This is a genomic window from Marinomonas sp. KMM3893 (genome assembly GCF_004352855.1).
In the GTDB taxonomy this organism is placed as follows: domain Bacteria; phylum Pseudomonadota; class Gammaproteobacteria; order Pseudomonadales; family Marinomonadaceae; genus Marinomonas; species Marinomonas arenicola.
In genome coordinates, this window is the sequence record NZ_SJSC01000003.1 from 63844 (window position 1) to 79776 (window position 15933).

Annotated in this window: 18 protein-coding genes; 13 read left to right on the forward strand and 5 right to left on the reverse strand. The window is 47.0% G+C overall.

Going from position 1 to position 15933, the window contains the following annotated elements; all coding sequences use genetic code 11:
• Position 1: 1 nt before the first annotated feature.
• Positions 2 to 1966: a protease modulator HflK gene (locus E0D71_RS08205; protein WP_133002838.1), complete on the reverse strand. Its 1965-nt coding sequence runs from the start codon at positions 1964 to 1966 to the stop codon at positions 2 to 4.
• Positions 1967 to 2215: 249 nt separating this feature from the next.
• On the opposite strand from E0D71_RS08205, the gene E0D71_RS08210 reads away from it, so the two are divergent.
• The 13 genes from E0D71_RS08210 to E0D71_RS08265 all read left to right on the forward strand — a co-directional run bounded on the left by E0D71_RS08210 (position 2216) and on the right by E0D71_RS08265 (position 11949).
• Positions 2216 to 2896: a phosphatase PAP2 family protein gene (locus tag E0D71_RS08210; protein ID WP_165942972.1), complete on the forward strand. Its 681-nt coding sequence runs from the start codon at positions 2216 to 2218 to the stop codon at positions 2894 to 2896.
• Positions 2897 to 3103: 207 nt separating this feature from the next.
• The gene (locus tag E0D71_RS08215; RefSeq protein ID WP_133002840.1) at positions 3104 to 3406 is read left to right on the forward strand and encodes a DUF883 domain-containing protein; all 303 of its coding nucleotides are present in this window, start codon (positions 3104 to 3106) and stop codon (positions 3404 to 3406) included.
• Positions 3407 to 3453: 47 nt separating this feature from the next.
• The gene (locus tag E0D71_RS08220; protein ID WP_133002841.1) at positions 3454 to 3831 is read left to right on the forward strand and encodes a hypothetical protein; all 378 of its coding nucleotides are present in this window, start codon (positions 3454 to 3456) and stop codon (positions 3829 to 3831) included.
• Positions 3832 to 3846: 15 nt separating this feature from the next.
• On the forward strand, positions 3847 to 4209 hold the full coding sequence (locus E0D71_RS08225; RefSeq protein ID WP_133002842.1) for a hypothetical protein: 363 nt from the start codon (positions 3847 to 3849) through the stop codon (positions 4207 to 4209).
• A gap of 82 nt (positions 4210 to 4291) precedes the next feature.
• Complete coding sequence (locus tag E0D71_RS17555) at positions 4292 to 4414, forward strand: hypothetical protein (RefSeq protein WP_279433434.1); 123 nt, start codon at positions 4292 to 4294, stop codon at positions 4412 to 4414.
• A 308-nt stretch (positions 4415 to 4722) separates the two neighbouring features.
• Complete coding sequence (locus E0D71_RS08230; RefSeq protein ID WP_133002843.1) at positions 4723 to 6333, forward strand: ABC-F family ATPase; 1611 nt, start codon at positions 4723 to 4725, stop codon at positions 6331 to 6333.
• 146 nt (positions 6334 to 6479) lie between these two features.
• A complete protein-coding gene (locus E0D71_RS08235; protein WP_133002844.1) occupies positions 6480 to 6869 on the forward strand; it encodes an MmcQ/YjbR family DNA-binding protein in 390 nt (129 codons plus the stop codon).
• 30 nt (positions 6870 to 6899) lie between these two features.
• Positions 6900 to 7307, forward strand: a complete 408-nt coding sequence (locus E0D71_RS08240) for a GFA family protein (protein WP_133002845.1) — start codon at positions 6900 to 6902, stop codon at positions 7305 to 7307.
• 341 nt (positions 7308 to 7648) lie between these two features.
• Positions 7649 to 8404 (forward strand): NUDIX domain-containing protein, encoded by a 756-nt coding sequence (locus tag E0D71_RS08245; protein WP_133002846.1) that lies wholly within the window; start codon positions 7649 to 7651, stop codon positions 8402 to 8404.
• 194 nt (positions 8405 to 8598) lie between these two features.
• Entirely contained in the window at positions 8599 to 9420 is an 822-nt protein-coding gene (locus E0D71_RS08250; protein ID WP_243711986.1) for an ABC transporter ATP-binding protein, read from the forward strand.
• 4 nt (positions 9421 to 9424) lie between these two features.
• Positions 9425 to 10411: an ABC transporter substrate-binding protein gene (locus E0D71_RS08255; RefSeq protein WP_243711987.1), complete on the forward strand. Its 987-nt coding sequence runs from the start codon at positions 9425 to 9427 to the stop codon at positions 10409 to 10411.
• The gene (locus tag E0D71_RS08260) at positions 10408 to 11514 is read left to right on the forward strand and encodes an iron ABC transporter permease (protein ID WP_133002847.1); all 1107 of its coding nucleotides are present in this window, start codon (positions 10408 to 10410) and stop codon (positions 11512 to 11514) included. Before E0D71_RS08255 ends, E0D71_RS08260 begins: the two co-directional genes overlap by 4 nt.
• Before the next feature lie 96 nt (positions 11515 to 11610).
• Complete coding sequence (locus E0D71_RS08265; RefSeq protein WP_243711989.1) at positions 11611 to 11949, forward strand: DUF1294 domain-containing protein; 339 nt, start codon at positions 11611 to 11613, stop codon at positions 11947 to 11949.
• 80 nt (positions 11950 to 12029) lie between these two features.
• Here the strand turns inward: E0D71_RS08265 and pstB are convergent, their stop codons facing one another.
• Genes pstB through pstS form a run of 4 tightly spaced genes read right to left on the reverse strand, consistent with a single transcriptional unit; the run spans position 12030 to position 15779 of the window.
• The gene (pstB, locus tag E0D71_RS08270) at positions 12030 to 12842 is read right to left on the reverse strand and encodes a phosphate ABC transporter ATP-binding protein PstB (RefSeq protein WP_207923370.1); all 813 of its coding nucleotides are present in this window, start codon (positions 12840 to 12842) and stop codon (positions 12030 to 12032) included.
• 20 nt (positions 12843 to 12862) lie between these two features.
• Complete coding sequence (gene pstA, locus E0D71_RS08275; protein WP_133002848.1) at positions 12863 to 13708, reverse strand: phosphate ABC transporter permease PstA; 846 nt, start codon at positions 13706 to 13708, stop codon at positions 12863 to 12865.
• A 9-nt stretch (positions 13709 to 13717) separates the two neighbouring features.
• Positions 13718 to 14722 (reverse strand): phosphate ABC transporter permease subunit PstC, encoded by a 1005-nt coding sequence (gene pstC, locus E0D71_RS08280; RefSeq protein WP_133002849.1) that lies wholly within the window; start codon positions 14720 to 14722, stop codon positions 13718 to 13720.
• A gap of 4 nt (positions 14723 to 14726) precedes the next feature.
• The gene (gene pstS, locus E0D71_RS08285) at positions 14727 to 15779 is read right to left on the reverse strand and encodes a phosphate ABC transporter substrate-binding protein PstS (RefSeq protein WP_133002850.1); all 1053 of its coding nucleotides are present in this window, start codon (positions 15777 to 15779) and stop codon (positions 14727 to 14729) included.
• Between the last annotated feature and the right edge of the window lie 154 nt (positions 15780 to 15933).

The following is a 15933-nucleotide window of genomic DNA, read 5'->3' on the forward strand; positions in this document are numbered from 1 at the left end:
CCTAGTGAGTGGTGTTGGTGTTTGAAACTGGGTCGATAGGAGCGGTGAAGCGTCTAAAGTCCAGCGTTGGGGATTTATTCCCATGAATACGATGGTCAATGATCAAGCTATTGGCTTGGCTCATACCTTGGGTTAATTGCTGATAATACTGTTCGCGAAGGAAGGTTTGACCGGCAACCTTGGAGGCAGAATGATCCGCATCAAACAGAATCTTGTCGGCTTGCGCTTTACTCATCGTTTGATGAGCATTGGCTTGGGCTTGATCGTCTATCAAACTGGCTTGCTGGTGAGCCTTATTGAGGGCGGCAGCGGCTTTGCCTTTTTCTCGTGCGATCAAGGCTTGTACTTCAATTTGCGACGATTGCACCTTGTGATAGGCGTTTGCGGCTTTGGCTGGCGGATGGATTGCCTCGATGGCGGTAGCCAGCAGCTCTACGCCGCTATGCAGTTGGTCTAAATCGTGTTGTACCGCTTGGCCCACATCGTTTGATAGTGTGTTGCGTTGCTCGCTTAATAAATCGTCCAAGGTTCTACCTGCAAAGTCGTGTACCAAGATGCGGCTTGCTGTGCGACGGATCAAGGTGGGGAGGTCCGCACTCTTGTAGGTGGCATTGAGGGCGTCTTGGTCTGTTAATCCAATGCGATAGATAAAGCGCACATCCATATCGACGATTTGAAAGTTTTGTTTACCGTCGTTGCTACTGGCAATAATTTGAGACTTCTCGCTGCGGTGGGTGGCGTCCCAAAGTCGGTTGGCGGTTTCAGGCGCTGGCCCTTCTGCCGGTGTTAATGGCGCTAGCTGGTTGTTGTCGCTGCTAGCGGTAAGTTCATGAACCACGCCGTTTTCAACGGGCACTAAACGCCCAAATGGCCATGGTAATGTGGTGTGCAACCCTGATTTTAATACGCTTACGGGTTTGCCGAATTTTTCATAGATGCCTCGGCCATTCATTGGAATCTCATGCACGCCGGTTAATAGCCAAGCACAAAATACGATCAAGGCAAGTACCGGCAAGGAAGCGCGTTTGATGAATGAAAAGGCCCACACTTGTCGTAGGTCGACGCCAAAACGTTGGAACAAACCTTCTTGCATCAGTTGGATCGGCTTTGGTGGCCAGCGCAGCAGTTCAGCCATAAAACTGTTGGCAAAAAAAGTAGGTTCAAGGCTCTGTCTTTGTGGTGTAAAAGCAGAAAGTAACGCTCTGACGATCAGCTCTAGTGCGACTACCGTGGGTAATAAGCCGGATAACACCGCCATACGTAATGGCCAAACACGATCCGCTGAAGCGTAACTTAGACACACAGCAGACAGGATTAAGGTGACGATGGCCACCCTGACTAACATGGCTAGGTGACTGGCCTCTGGCCATTTGTCTTGGTGGCTGGATAAATAACGTTCGAGCACCAGCAGGGCAAACGCCAATAATAGCGTTATCCCAGCAAACAAATAAGCCGATTTTCCTAATGCCTGCGCAGGCAAAGACAGGTTCCAGCCGGTGGCGATTAATAGAAAAGCAAACAGCGTTAAGCCAATAATCCAGATCGCATTAACGCTTATTGCTGACTGGATTGGCTTAATCCATTGCTGGGCAAACGAGTGAAAAAAAGTCTGCACGACATTGCTAGTATCCTGCTCTATGTCTTTTTCAATCGCTTCTGACTGAGCGTCGGAGGAGTGAGGCGCACCCTGTTGAGCCAGTGCCTGTTCTCGCCACAAAGAAATTCGCCATGCGGACTGAAAAGCCGCCACTAACACAAGCAGGATGGCAGCAATATTGAGCTGCAAGGGGACCCAAATAGAGAGCGGCGCAAAAATAGCAACAACGAGCCAGATAAAGAGCAGTAAGACCGTGAGTAGTGTGAAGCCAATGATGCCATATTGCAGTTGCCGCTTATAAGTGGACGCTAATTGGAAACGAGGTATCGCCTCTAAATCAATGTCTTGCGTTTCAATATCAACTCTCATTAATGCTCCAAATGAGTTTTGGCAGTACCGCTATTAAGGTGTATTTCTTATGGCAGAGCGGCTGCAATAAGAAATAGGAGGGATAAAAATCGATCAAGATTGTACTATAGCCTGCTTTTGTTAGGTTATGTAAACAGCTTTCAATGAGGCTCGAAATCGCGCAAAAACCTGTAAATACTTATTTTATCCTTTTGGTTTCCTCGATAACGAATGAAAATGATAGCCCGTTTTTTTAACGCGAAGGTGTTTATGAATAAGGATCTCTTTTTAGGAAACAAAGCAACTCGGTCGAGCGGCGTTTTATTGATCGTACTCTTTTTCTGTTTTGTGCTCTTGGCCGCGTTGATTCATACGCCCGTGGTCGCGCAAATTGATAAAAGCCTGTTGCTTGCTTTGCGAGACAGCGCAGACGTTCGTCAAGGCTGGGGGCCTTTATGGGTCGGGGAATGGATGAGAGACATGACGGCGCTGGGCAGTAATTGGTTGCTGGGCTGCTTTAGTCTGATGTTAGCAGGTTACTTACGCTTAACTGGAAAAGGCTATTTGGCGGTGTATTTCCTTAGCGTGATTTTTCTTGGTATGGCGTTTTCATTCTTGCTGAAATGGGGATTTTCTCGTCCGCGTCCAGAGCTGGTGCCCCATGCCACCAAGGTTTATACCAGCAGTTTTCCTTCTGGGCATGCGATGTCGTCGGCGCTGTTTTTTCTATCGAGTGCCTTGGTACTTGGCTGGCAGTGTGCTCAGCGCTTGGCGGCTCGTTGGTTATTGGTTATGGCGTTGGTGATCCCGCTCGGCGTGTCCTTGAGTCGAGTCTACTTGGGGGTGCATTGGCCTAGCGATGTTGTAGCCGGTCTCTGTGCTGGCTTCTTTTGGGCGCTGTTGTGTTTTTCGCTGGCTAGACCTTTTCTCGTACGAGCCGCTTCGACTTAGCACGTTGGCCGAATAGGTGATGTTTGTCGATGTGCATATTTGCTGCGGTATTGGTCGTGAAGTTTTTACAAGCCAGTGTGTAGTAAGTTTCTCTTGTTGTTTTTTACTTGAACTGAATTTTTTATAAATCCTTAAATATCAATAATTTATAAGTTGGCACGATGTTAGCTATGTAATAACTACATTCAAAAGTAATGGAGAAGAATCATGGCTACAGCAAAAAGTACGACTCAATCCAAAGCGCATGACAAAGTAGATCAAGCCGCCGAAGCCGCTCATAACGGTGTGGATGGTGCGTCCGCAGCGGCGGCCAAAAGTGAAGAACGAATCGAAGAAGTGGCGCATCAAATCAGCGAGCAAGCGCATAAAATGGCCGACACTGCCAAACAACAATCGGAAAAAGTCACTAACGTCGTTGGCAATTACGCCAAAGAACATCCGGTAAAAACGGTTGGTATTGCCTTTCTTGCTGGCGCAGTGGCAGCAGGTCTGTTGTGCAAACGTAAGTAAGGCGAGCGGTTGTTTTCCCTTGATCAGCAAGCAGAGGTGAGTGTCTGATGAAAACATCACAAGAGCCTGATTTTGCCGATGTGGCTTTAACCCATAAGCAATGGTTAAAAAGCGTGCTTGGGTTAGGGGCGCTTGAGGCCAAAATTTGGGTGACATCCAGTGCTCAATTATTGGCGCTCATTGGTGGCATTGTTTTCTTATTGATTACCGCTTGGCTGTTGCTGATCGCCAGCGCCGCGGCATTGGCGTGGAGTTATGGCTTTTCGTTGGTTGGGATCTTGCTGGCGGCCACTGGCATGACCTTGTTGAGTGCCGCTGGATTATTGTATGTGGCGCGAATCACATTAAAAAACATGGATTTCACGCGCACTCTGGATGCACTTATTCCAACGAATCAGCCGGCATCTGAAAGCGAGAAGTCTTAACCACGAGGAGGCACTATGTTTGGTCTAGGCAGAATGCGTCGACAGCGTGAGCAGTTGTTTTTAAAAACACAGGCACTAGAAACGAGGGCGGCGCAATCAAGAACCCGTTTTCGTCAATCTGTACTTGCTATGGCCACTCGCCCTGAAGGCTTGGCGGCGAGTTTTATTTTAGGCTTAACGACCCAGTGTTCCGTCGCCGATGGACAACGGAAAACCTTATTAAATATGGCCAGCGCTGATTTTATTGGGTTATGCAAATCAGGTTTCTTTGCCTTTGTAGAACCCAAACCTGATCCTGAGCAAGACAAGGCCACTCAAGGGCGTTCTACTCAAGCCCATGCTGATCTGTCATCAGATGGAAATAGTATGGGTCTATGATGACGTTAGTAAAAGGTAATTTTATCAAAAATACGAATGTTGATAAAATTTAGCTATTGAAAACACACATAGGAAAAGCACGATGAGTTACTTGATGAATAAATTCAGCAACAGTCCTTTGGTTAAGCGCCTTGTTGTTAGCGCGGCAGAAAGCGATGAGTATGAATGGAAAGGCTGGGATGCATGGGTTGATGTACAAAAATGACAGTGGGTGTCGCCACGCATCCTAACCTGATAAACACAATAAAATAGAGCCATAGGTAACTAAGCGAGTCCTGTTTATTTATCTTGTGCTCTATTTTTGTTTTTGCTGGCGCTCTATTTTTGTTTTTGAGTCCAGGGGGAACCGTCATTGTTTGGGGAACCACTGACTTTATCTGCAAATAATCCATCTAAACCTCGACTTTAGCGCTATAAATCTCTATATTCGCCGCCTTTGTGCTTATCTTTTGTACGGCTTTTGGGCTGGCACCAATAAGTGAATTCTTCTCCTTCTTTCTCAGGGTATTCTTTTTGATTTCCACGGCTAATATCACCATGCAATTTGGCGCAACGCCATTGTTTGAAAACATTTCTGCAAAATTCGGCAACGGCAACCGCTATGGTTTGATCGGCGCGAATGGTTGCGGTAAATCCACTTTTATGAAAATTTTAAGTGGTGCGCTGACCCCAACGTCAGGCAACGTTTCTATTACACCGGGTGAAAAAGTCGGTACTTTGAGTCAGGATCAATTTGCGTTTGAAGAATATTCAGTCGTTGATGCCGTGATCATGGGAGATACCGCGCTGTGGAAAGTAAAACAAGAACGTGATGCTATCTACGCAAAATTAGAAATGAGCGAAGAAGATGGCATGCGTGCCGGTGAGCTTGAAGCAGAGTTTGCTGAAATGGATGGCTACAGTGCCGAAAGCCGTGCAGGCGACATTCTTTTGGAAGCCGGTATTGAAGAATCTTACCACTTTGGTTTGATGAGTCAGGTTGCCCCAGGTTGGAAATTGCGAGTGTTATTGGCGCAAGCCTTGTTCGCTAACCCTGATATTTTGTTATTAGATGAACCAACCAACAACTTGGACATTCATACCATCAACTGGTTGGCTGGTGTCTTGAATCAGCGCAAATGCACCATGATTATTATTTCCCATGACCGTCACTTTTTGAACTCTGTGTGTACGCACATGGCAGACATCGACTTTGGTGAATTGCGTATTTACCCAGGTAACTATGAGTACTTCATGGAAGCTTCGTCTTTGATTCGTGAGCAATTACTGACAGAGAATGCCAAGAAAAGTGCCGAAATGGATGACCTTCAGGCCTTCGTTAACCGCTTTTCTGCGAATGCTTCAAAAGCGAAACAGGCAAGTTCACGGGCTAAGAAACTCGATAAAATTGAATTGTCTGAAGTAAAACAGTCTAGTCGTATGACACCGTCTATTACGCTTAAGCAAGATAAAAAATTGCATCGCCAAGCGCTAATATTGGAAGATCTAGGTCACGGTTTCGAAGACGATATGTTGTTTACTGGCGGTAATATCATCCTAGACGCGGGCTCTAAGTTGGCGATTATTGGTGAAAACGGCGCCGGAAAAACCACCTTCTTACGTTGTTTGATGCGTGAATTAGAAGCGAAAAAAGGCGAAATTAAATGGGCTGAAAATGCCGTCATCGGCTATTGCCCACAAGACAGCACGGAAGACTTTAATTGCGATTTGACCTTGTTTGATTGGATGTCTAAATGGCGTACAGCAAAACACGATGACTTGAAAGTCCGTGCCATGTTAGGCCGTTTGTTGTTCACCGCAGATGACTTTAATAAAAAAGTAAAAGTCTGTTCTGGTGGTGAGAAAAACCGTCTCTTGTTTGGTAAGTTGATGATGATGGACCTGAACGTATTGGTCATGGACGAGCCTACGAACCACATGGACATGGAAGCAATTGAAGCGTTGAACAACGCTTTGATGGATTTTGACGGCACCCTGATTTTCGTCAGCCATGACCGTGCGTTTGTGTCTTCATTAGCGAATCGCGTTATTGAAATTAAAGGCCAAGAAGTCATTGATTTCCAAGGCACGTACGACGAATACCTGGCTAGTCAGCAAGAGCTTAAACGTGTTGTAAATGGCTAAACGGCTTTTTATCGGTGCGTTTTACGCCTAGTTGTCTTGTCTAGCATGCCTTTGCACTTACTCAGTGCAAAGGCATTTTTGTTTTTAACTCCCGCTAAAAACAAGGTAGCATCACCGCTTATGGTCATTTTCAAATAGAGGCTCTGATGCTTGATGCGGCGATAAAACACTATTTATTGTCTAAGCCTGAAGCGGTGGAAGAGTATCCCTTTGGGCCAGACGCCATGGTGGTTAAAGTGCAGCAGAAGATGTTTGCTCTGTGCATGGTGCGCCAAGGACAAAGCGCGATTAATTTAAAATGCGACCCTGAAGAAGCGCGCCAACTAAGGGATATTTTTAGTGCTGTCAGTGCGGGCTACCATATGAATAAACGTCATTGGAATACCGTGCTGTTAGATGGCTCTTTACCGATGGGAGAAATTGAACGTATGATTGATAACTCATACAGTTTGGTTGTCAAAGGCCTTCGGAAAGCGGATCGTGAAGGGCTAGAAGTTCGTCATGGTTGTCAGCTTATTTATGCACTTAACAAATAAAATAATCGATTAAGACTAGGAGGAGACGCGATGAGCACGGTATTGAAAGGTAGTTGTTTGTGTCATGGTATTCAGTACGAAGTTCGTAGTGAACTGGGGGCTATTATGCAATGCCATTGTCAAAAATGTCGTAAAGCGAATGGCACTGCGTTTGCCACCAATGCGGCGATTCCAACTGAGGCCTTTGTGTTTCTAGAAGGCGAGTCCTTGGTAGGGGAATACGAATCTACGCCAGGCGTGTTTCGGACTTTTTGTACTCGATGTGCGTCACCACTTTATAGTCGTCGTCCTAGTCAGCCTGAGTTATTACGATTGCGCATTGGCACATTAGATACTCAGATAGAAAGGCGTCCTGCGATGCATATTTTTGCGGCATCGAAAGCCGAATGGGATACGATTGCCGACGATGTTCCACAATACGATGAGCGCCCAGCATAGTCTGGTGAGCGCTGGCCTTGGCTGCGTTGAGTTAATGGTGTTGAGTGAGTTTTAGCTCAATACGCGCGGCTTATGGGTGAGTTATTTAGGCGTGCTGATGAAGTGCGTGCGCCTAAAACTGGAAAAAGCCTTCTTTTCATCTATGCTTAAGATTCCTCCGTAGATGTGTTTGAAGAGAGCTTTGGGGCTGTAGTAGGCGTGAGAATTTTACCACGCTTGCCTCTTTTTTAAGGACACGCAGCCTTTCCATTGTTTCTGATTTCCCACACATTCTTGTTAATACAGGTTATCACTGATAGCCCATGACGAGTGTTATTTTATTCCCTTTCTAAGGACCCATTATGTCGTTCATTCTGTCCCATCAAATGGATACTTTTGGTGGCATCATTATCGACGCGAAGGCTTTGCCTAATGATCAAAATGCGTTTGAGCAAGGTTTAGTTTCATTGTTGGAAAAAGCAAAAGAAGGGAGTTTTCGCCTTATTTGGGTGACGCTTGACCGAGTCCAAAGCGCTTTTGTGCCGTTTCTTGCTCAGCATGATTTTGTCTTTCATAACTGCAACGAAGAATCATTAACCATGATTTGCCGAATCGATGAGACAAGTTATGCGCCTTTCTCACCAACCCACACATTGGGCACAGGGGCGATTGTTATTAACGCCAAAGATGAGTTGCTGGTGATGCGTGATAACTGGTCTAATTATCGCGGTTATAAGTTGCCAGGTGGCTACATTGAGCAAGGTGAAAACATTGAAGAAGCTGTGGTTCGAGAAGTATTAGAAGAAACCGGTGTGAGTACCGCATTTGATGCGGTGTTAGGTTTGAGAACTCGCCACCCAGTGCAGTTTGATAAGTCTAATTTGTATATTGTTTGCCGCTTAACCGCCCTCGATGAACGCATTGTCATTACCGACACCGAAGAAGTGGCGGACGCCTGCTGGATGCCAGTCAATGATTATTTAGCGGATGTGAATATTCATGCTTTTAATAGAAAAATGGTGGCGGAGTTAAGGCATTGTTCTGGCTTACAGCCTACCCATGCGGATATATCTTTGGCACCTAATGCTCGCCATGAGGTCTTTTTCGCCAAAAAATAGGCACACGATCTGGCGATTCCAAAACGTGCCGTGAAATACGGCATGTTAAGATGAAAAGCGCGCAACCAGAATGACTTGTCCCTCTATTCTACACCCCGTATAGTCTCTGTTTTTTATGATGTGCTCGGTCGATCAGAAACGCGTCTTGTTAGTATGGCGTGTTGATCGAGGCTGCCACCAGATTGGATTATGTTGTGTCTGATGAAATGAAACCGGCCGAAGCGTCGTATTTTTTAGCAAGCCGCCCTGCGACGGTTCAATTAGAGCAAGTCTCTTGGTCGCCTGTTGCAGGGCAATCGGTCCTCAAACCCATCGATGCCACGATCAATGCGGGAGAATTTGTGGCGGTCGTTGGTCCTAACGGCTCGGGAAAAACCAGTTTATTGCGCTGTTTGTATCGGGTGAATAAACCCACCACGGGTCGAGTCTTATTAGATGGCGAAGACATTTGGCGTTTACCCGCCAAACAAAGCGCGAAACGCATTGCCACCGTATTACAAGACTCAGGCGCAGACTTTGGTTTGAGCGTATTTGAAATGGTGGAAGTTGGGCTGACACCCAATAGCCGTTCATGGGGACGTTCGGATCAAGATATTCAGCTTATAGAAAGTGCCTTAGATTGGCTGGATGTTTTGCCCCTTGCCCAGCGTGATTTTAGTTCTTTATCTGGCGGTGAGCGCCAGCGAGTTCGCATTGCGCGGGCATTAGTGCAACAGCCCGATGTATTGGTGCTGGATGAGCCGACGAACCATTTAGACATTCGTCATCAGCTTGATGTGCTGGCATTGATTGCGACCTTGCCTTGTACTGTGATCGTATCGCTGCATGATTTGGCGCTGGCGTCTGCGTATGCAGACCGAGTGATGGTGATGAAAGAAGGGCGTTTAGAGGCGTTTGATACGCCGGATAACGTTTTTTCTTCTTGTCGCATCAGGCAAGTGTTTGATGTGGAAACCGTGATAGATAAACACCCCATTACACAGCGCCCACGATTTTCTTTTTACCTGAATGATTAATTTTATGATGACTGTATTTTCCCGATTTAAGGCACGCCCTTTTATATTGACGGCAGGGGCGTTAGCCAGCGCATTTTTTGTCAATATTGCCCAAGCGGCGCATTACCCAGTACAGGTGCAAAGCTGCAATAGAAGCGTCACCTTTGAGCGAGCACCGCAAGCGGCGGTAGCCAATGATGTTAATCTCACAGAGATGATGCTAGCGCTGAAATTACGTGACCATATGGTGGGATACACAGGGGTTTCTGGCTGGAAAACACTTGATCCAACCTTAAGAAAAGGGGTTGGTAAACTGCCAGAATTGTCGCCCAAGTACCCGAGTAAAGAGGTGCTGTTAGGCGCCGATGCCGACTTTTATTTTGCCGGTTGGAACTATGGTATGCGAGTCGGTGGCGGCGTGACACCAGCCACCTTAGCGCCATTGGGTATTAACGTGTATGAGCTAACTGAAAGCTGTATTCATATCATGCACAAGCCGAAAGTCTCGATGGACGATCTGTATACAGACCTATTAAATTTAGGCAAAATTTTCAATGTTGAAACACGAGCCAAAGCCTTGGTGGCGGGTTACCAAAAAGAGTTAGCCGCGTTTCAAGCAAGTTTAAAACCCTTGCCACAGGCGCCAAAAGTATTTGTGTATGACTCGGGTGAAGAGCAGCCTTTTACCGCAGGACGTTATGGGATGCCAACGGCGCTCATTGAAGCCGCGGGAGGCGTGAACGTCGCCGACGATGTGAAGAAAAGCTGGGCGCAAGTGGGATGGGAATCTGTGATAGACAGAGCGCCAGATATCATTGTTATTGTGAATTACGGCGATGTGACGGCGCAGCAAAAGATTGATTTTCTGACCCATAATCCAGCGCTGCAATCGATTCCGGCGATTAAGAACAAACACTTTGTCGTTCTGCAATACGTTGAAGCGACACCGGGGCCACGTAATATTGACGCCATCAAACGATTGGCGACGGCATTTCGTCGTGATGCTTCATGAGTAAAGGTGTGTCATCAAAAGTAAGGGGGAATCGGGCATCGCGAAGCGCGACTGTGCTGTCAGGGTATGTTCCCTTACCTATGTTGGTCGTGATCTTGGTCATATTATTGCTGGGCTTGATGGGACTCGCCATCGGTGTAGGGTCAGTGTCTATTCAGCAATCGACAGTGTGGGGAGTGATCGCCAATAAGCTGTCATTGGCCTGGTTACATCCTACTTGGTTTCTGCCGGATTGGTCGATGGGCCGTGAGAACATCGTTTGGGCCGTTCGTTTACCACGGACTATTCTAGCCGCGACCGTTGGGGCGTCTTTGGCGCTGGTGGGCGCGTCTTTGCAATCCGTAACCCGTAATCCCCTTGCTGACCCACACTTGCTGGGGATTTCTTCTGGTGCGGCGTTAGGCGCTATCATAGCTCTGCTGCACACTGGCATGGTATTAGGGGCTGTGACGGTTCCAGTGTTTGCTTTTCTTGGGGCTTTGCTGGCGATGTTTTTGGTGTTGCTGGTGGCCAATTTTGCCGTGGCGCACAGTGCTGGACGCTTGATTTTAGCCGGTGTGGCGGTGGCATTTGTGCTCACCTCACTTGGGAGTCTGTTCATCTTTATGGGCGATCATAGGGCCTCTCACACAGTGATTTTCTGGATGCTGGGTGGCTTAGGTTTGGCTCAATGGGGGCAATTATGGTTTCCGATTAGCGCCTTGGTATTGGGCAGTGCTTATTTGATTTATAACGCGCGTTATCTGAATGCCATGATCTTAGGCGATGAAACCGCCAGCACCTTAGGTGTGCCGGTCGAGCGTTTTCGTATTGTCGTGATTGTCGTCTGTGCTCTGCTTACGGGCGCAGCGGTGGCGTTTTCTGGGGTGATTGGTTTTGTCGGGTTAATGGTGCCTCACATTGTGCGCTTGTTGATGGGCGGGGACTATCGAAAAGTCTTGCCTCTGTCTGCTTTACTGGGTGCCATTTTCTTGGTGGTGGCCGACATAGTGGCTCGTATCATTATGCCACCTCAAGACATGCCGATTGGTATTTTGACCGGCCTTGTGGGCGGTGTTGGTTTTGTTGTTCTGATGAGAAAGCGCCGTGGCGTGGCGTTGTAATTTCGCATCGAACTTTCGCATCGAACTTTCACATCGAACTTTCACATCGAACTAACGCGACTTTTTTTAAGCATGCAGTATTAGGAGTGAAGCGCTTTGTCTTGGCCTATCGTGGGGATCTTTCTGTACTTGATCATGAGCCTATTGACGTTTGCGTTTTATGGCTGGGATAAGCGAGCGGCGAAGAAACAACAGCGCCGCATACCGGAATCGAGGCTGCATTGGTTGGCGTTCTTAGGCGGTTGGCCTGGCGCTTTATTCGGGCAAAAATACTTTCGTCATAAGACCATAAAAACGCGCTTTCGCGTGGTGTTTTGGCTAACCATTGGTGCCAATCTTTTGCTTTTGGTCATGGGGAGTTTTTTTGCTGAAATGGGCATTGCTCAAGGCATGAGTTTGTTGCAGAGCTGGTGTGAGATTGCGCTAGGACATTGAGTGTCATCACTGAGGCTGTGTCCGACCTGCTAGACCAAGCCGAAAGAGGCGAACCTTTTGGTTCGCCTTGTGCTTTTCTATTAACCGAAACGACCGGTAATGTAATTCTTAGTGCGCTCTTCTTTAGGACGCAAAAACATTTCATCTGTTTCGGCCACTTCGACCACTTCACCCAAGTACATAAAGACAGTCTTCTGAGAGACGCGAGCCGCTTGTTGCATGTTGTGCGTCACGATAACGATAGTGTATTCGTCGCGCAGTGTGTCCAACAAATCTTCAATCTTAGACGTCGAAACAGGGTCAAGAGCAGACGTTGGTTCATCAAGCAACAGTACTTGAGGTTCCAAGGCTATGGTTCTGGCAATACAAAGACGTTGTTGCTGACCGCCAGACAGGCTTTGTCCGCTTTGGTGTAGCTTGTCTTTTACTTCGTCCCACAGTGCAGCACTGCGCAAGGCCTTTTCGACTCGAGCGTCCATTTCACGGCGCGATGGTTTTTCATAAAGACGAATACCATAAGCAATGTTGTCATAGATCGACATAGGGAAAGGGGTTGGTGATTGAAACACCATGCCCACGCGAGCCCGTAATGCAGACACATTCACTTTTGGGTCAAGTATATTCTGGTTATCAATCACGACTTCCCCTTTGGCTTCTTGGCCTGGGTAAAGCGTATAAATACGGTTCAGAATACGCAGTAGTGTTGATTTACCACAACCAGATGGCCCAATGATCGCAGTGGTTTCATTACGGCCAATTTCAAGGTTGATGTTTTTCAGCGCGTGATTATTACCGTAGTAAAAGTTCAAATCACGGATCGAAATATCCACTTCATTGGTAAGCTCTGGTTGGCTAGACTCAATGTTTAAAAGTTCTGCTGGCGTCATGGTCATTTCCATTGGCTTTTCCAAAATTAATGTTGTGCATTCGCTGAGCGTAGCACCACTCGCGAAATAATAGAAAGTATAAGGATGGTCAAGGTGATTAATAATGCACCGGCCCACGCAAGGGCTTGCCAATCCGGATAAGGGTTCATTGCAAACTGGAAGATCATGACAGGTAGGTTCGCCATCGACGAAGACATGTCAGTCGACCAGAATTGGTTGTTCAATGAGGTAAAGAGTAACGGTGCCGTTTCACCCGCGATACGAGCGACGGACAATAAAATGCCGGTGGTCATGCCCACTCGAGCCGCACGGTAGCTGACGGTGATAATCACTTTCGAGCGGCTTGCGCCCAATGCGTAAGCGGCTTCGCGCATGCTGTTTGGTACCAGATTTAGCATGTCTTCTGTGGTACGTACCACCACTGGGATCGCAATCAGCGCGAGCGCAGCTGAGCCTGCCCAACCCGAAAATCCGCCCATAGGGACGACGAGAATCTCGTAGATAAAAAGACCCGCAAGAATAGAAGGCTTGGCCAGTAATACATCATTTACAAAGCGCACAGTCGACGCCAGCCAGGTTCCTTTGCCGTACTCATTAAGGTAGGTGCCCGCGAGCAATCCGACTGGGGTGGCGAACAGCATGGCCACAGCGACTAATAAGAAACTACCAGCGATTGCATTGGCTAAACCACCAGACTCACCCGGAGGCGGTGTCATTTCAGTAAACAAGGTTGGTTTGAAAGCGGAAAACCCTTGGTAGAGCAGTACCGCACAAATCCAGACTAAAAAAGCCAAAACCAATAGGGTTGCAGCAACGATGAGTATGCGAGCAAAAACGTTGGCAAGTTGACGACGTTGGACGACAGCGTTCACAAACAACTCCTAAGATGAGATTCGGTTAAGCATCATGCGAGCAATGGCGAGCACGATGAAGGTAATAATGAACAGCAATAAGCCAAGAGCAATCAATGCAGAAGAATGTATTTCTGTATAGGCTTCTTGGAACTCATTGGCAATGGTAGAGGCGATGGTATTACCAGGAGCAAAAATAGCGCCTGTAATGCGGTTCGCGTTACCAATAATAAAGGTCACTGCCATGGTTTCACCAAGGGCACGTCCTAGACCTAGAAAAACGGCACCCGCCATGGCGGTTTTACAATGGGGAATAATGATCGCGCGGGTTACTTCCCACTCTGTTGCCCCAATGGCGTAACCACTTTCTTTTAAGCGTTTTGGTACTGTATCAATCACATCGCGCATCACGGAGGCAATAAAAGGAAGAATCATAATAGCCAACACAATGCCGGCGGTTGCCATGCCGATACCAATTGCCGGTCCTGCAAAAACCGTAGACAGGAAAGGCACATTTTCAAACGCATCTATGATCGGCGTTTGAATGTATTCTGCGAAAAATGGTGCGAAGAAGAAAAGTCCCCACATACCGTAAATAATACTTGGAATCGCGGCCAGTAGTTCAATGGCAATGCCTAATGGATGGCGTAACCAGCGTGGTGCCAATTGAGTAATGTAAATGGCAATAGCAAACGCAAGAGGTACCGCTAACACAATCGCAATAGCAGACGTAATAAGTGTGCCTGCGATGGCTGGTAATGCGCCAAACTGTTCTGTTACTGGGTTCCAAGTAGAGGTCCAAATAAAGGAAAGCCCAAACTTGCTGATGGCTGGCCATGCCCCTATGGTTAAGGAGACAAAGAAGCCACCCAAAATAACGAGGATGAACATAGCTGAACAGATAGAAAGCCATTTGAATGTGCTGTTAAAGCCTTCGCCATTCATGAAGCGAGGAGACCGCTGGAATGATCCAGCGGCCTCTTCATGAGCTTTCGCGTTGATGTTTTCGACGAGAGTCATGTTGGGTTTAGTCATTCGCTTAAGAGCCCATGTATACGGATTTTCCGCCAGTTGTTTTCAACTCTGTTTTCCAAGCGTCATGGATAAGAGCTTTTACATTGGCAGGGAAAGGTACGTAGTGTAGCTCTTCTGCTGCAGCATCACCGTTTGTGTATGCCCAGTCAAAGAACTTAAGTACTGATTGAGTCGCTTTTGCGTCTTCTACTTCTTTATGGAGAAGGATGAAGGTAGCAGCCGTCATCGGCCAGCTATTCGCACCAGGTTGGTTAGCAAGAATCAGGTAGAAGCCTTCAGCGTGTTTCCAGTCAGCACCAGCGGCCGCTGCTTGGAAAGATTCCATTGTAGGCGATACTATGTTGCCTTCTTTGTTCTTCATTTTTGAGTAAGTTAGGTTGTTTTGCAGCGCGTAAGCGTACTCAACGTAGCCAATTGAGTTTTTCAATTGAGAGACGTAGTTTGCCACACCTTGGTTACCCTTACCGCCAGTACCAACAGGCCATTGTACAGAAGCATCCACACCTACTTTGTTTTTCCAATCTGCAGAAATGTCCGCTAGATAGTAAGTGAAGTTGAATGTTGTACCAGAACCGTCAGCGCGGTGAACAACAGAGATTTTTTTGTTTGGTAAGTTAACACCTGGGTTCAACGCTTTGATTTCTGGGTCGTTCCACTTAGTGATTTTACCTAAGAAGATGTTGGCGATTGTTGTGCCATCAAGCACCATTTCGCCCGGCTTAATGCCCACAACGTTGATGATTGGAACGATGCCGCCCATAACAGTAGGGAACTGCATCATGCCTTTTTCTTTTAGCACGCTTGCTTTCAATGGCTTGTCAGAAGCACCGAAGTCGACTGTTTTTGCTGTGATTTGCTTGATACCGCCGCCAGAACCAATTGCTTGGTAGTTAAGCTGAGCGCCAGTTTCTTTGTTGTATGATTGTGCCCACTTAGAATAGACAGGGTATGGGAAAGTTGCACCAGCACCAGTGATGTGATCGGCAGCGAAAGCTGATGTTGCTGTCAGAGCGTTTGCTGCAGCGCAGACAACCAAGCTTGCAAAAATGCGTTTCATGAGAGTGTATCCTCTTTGTGTTCAGTGTGAATTATCATTCTTTAAACTGAGATGTAAGACAGTATTGTCCTTCACCTCTTCTCATCTTTATGTGCTAGACAATGAATGTTTTTCTGATCACCCTTGTCTGGAGAGACATATTGCACAAGGTTTA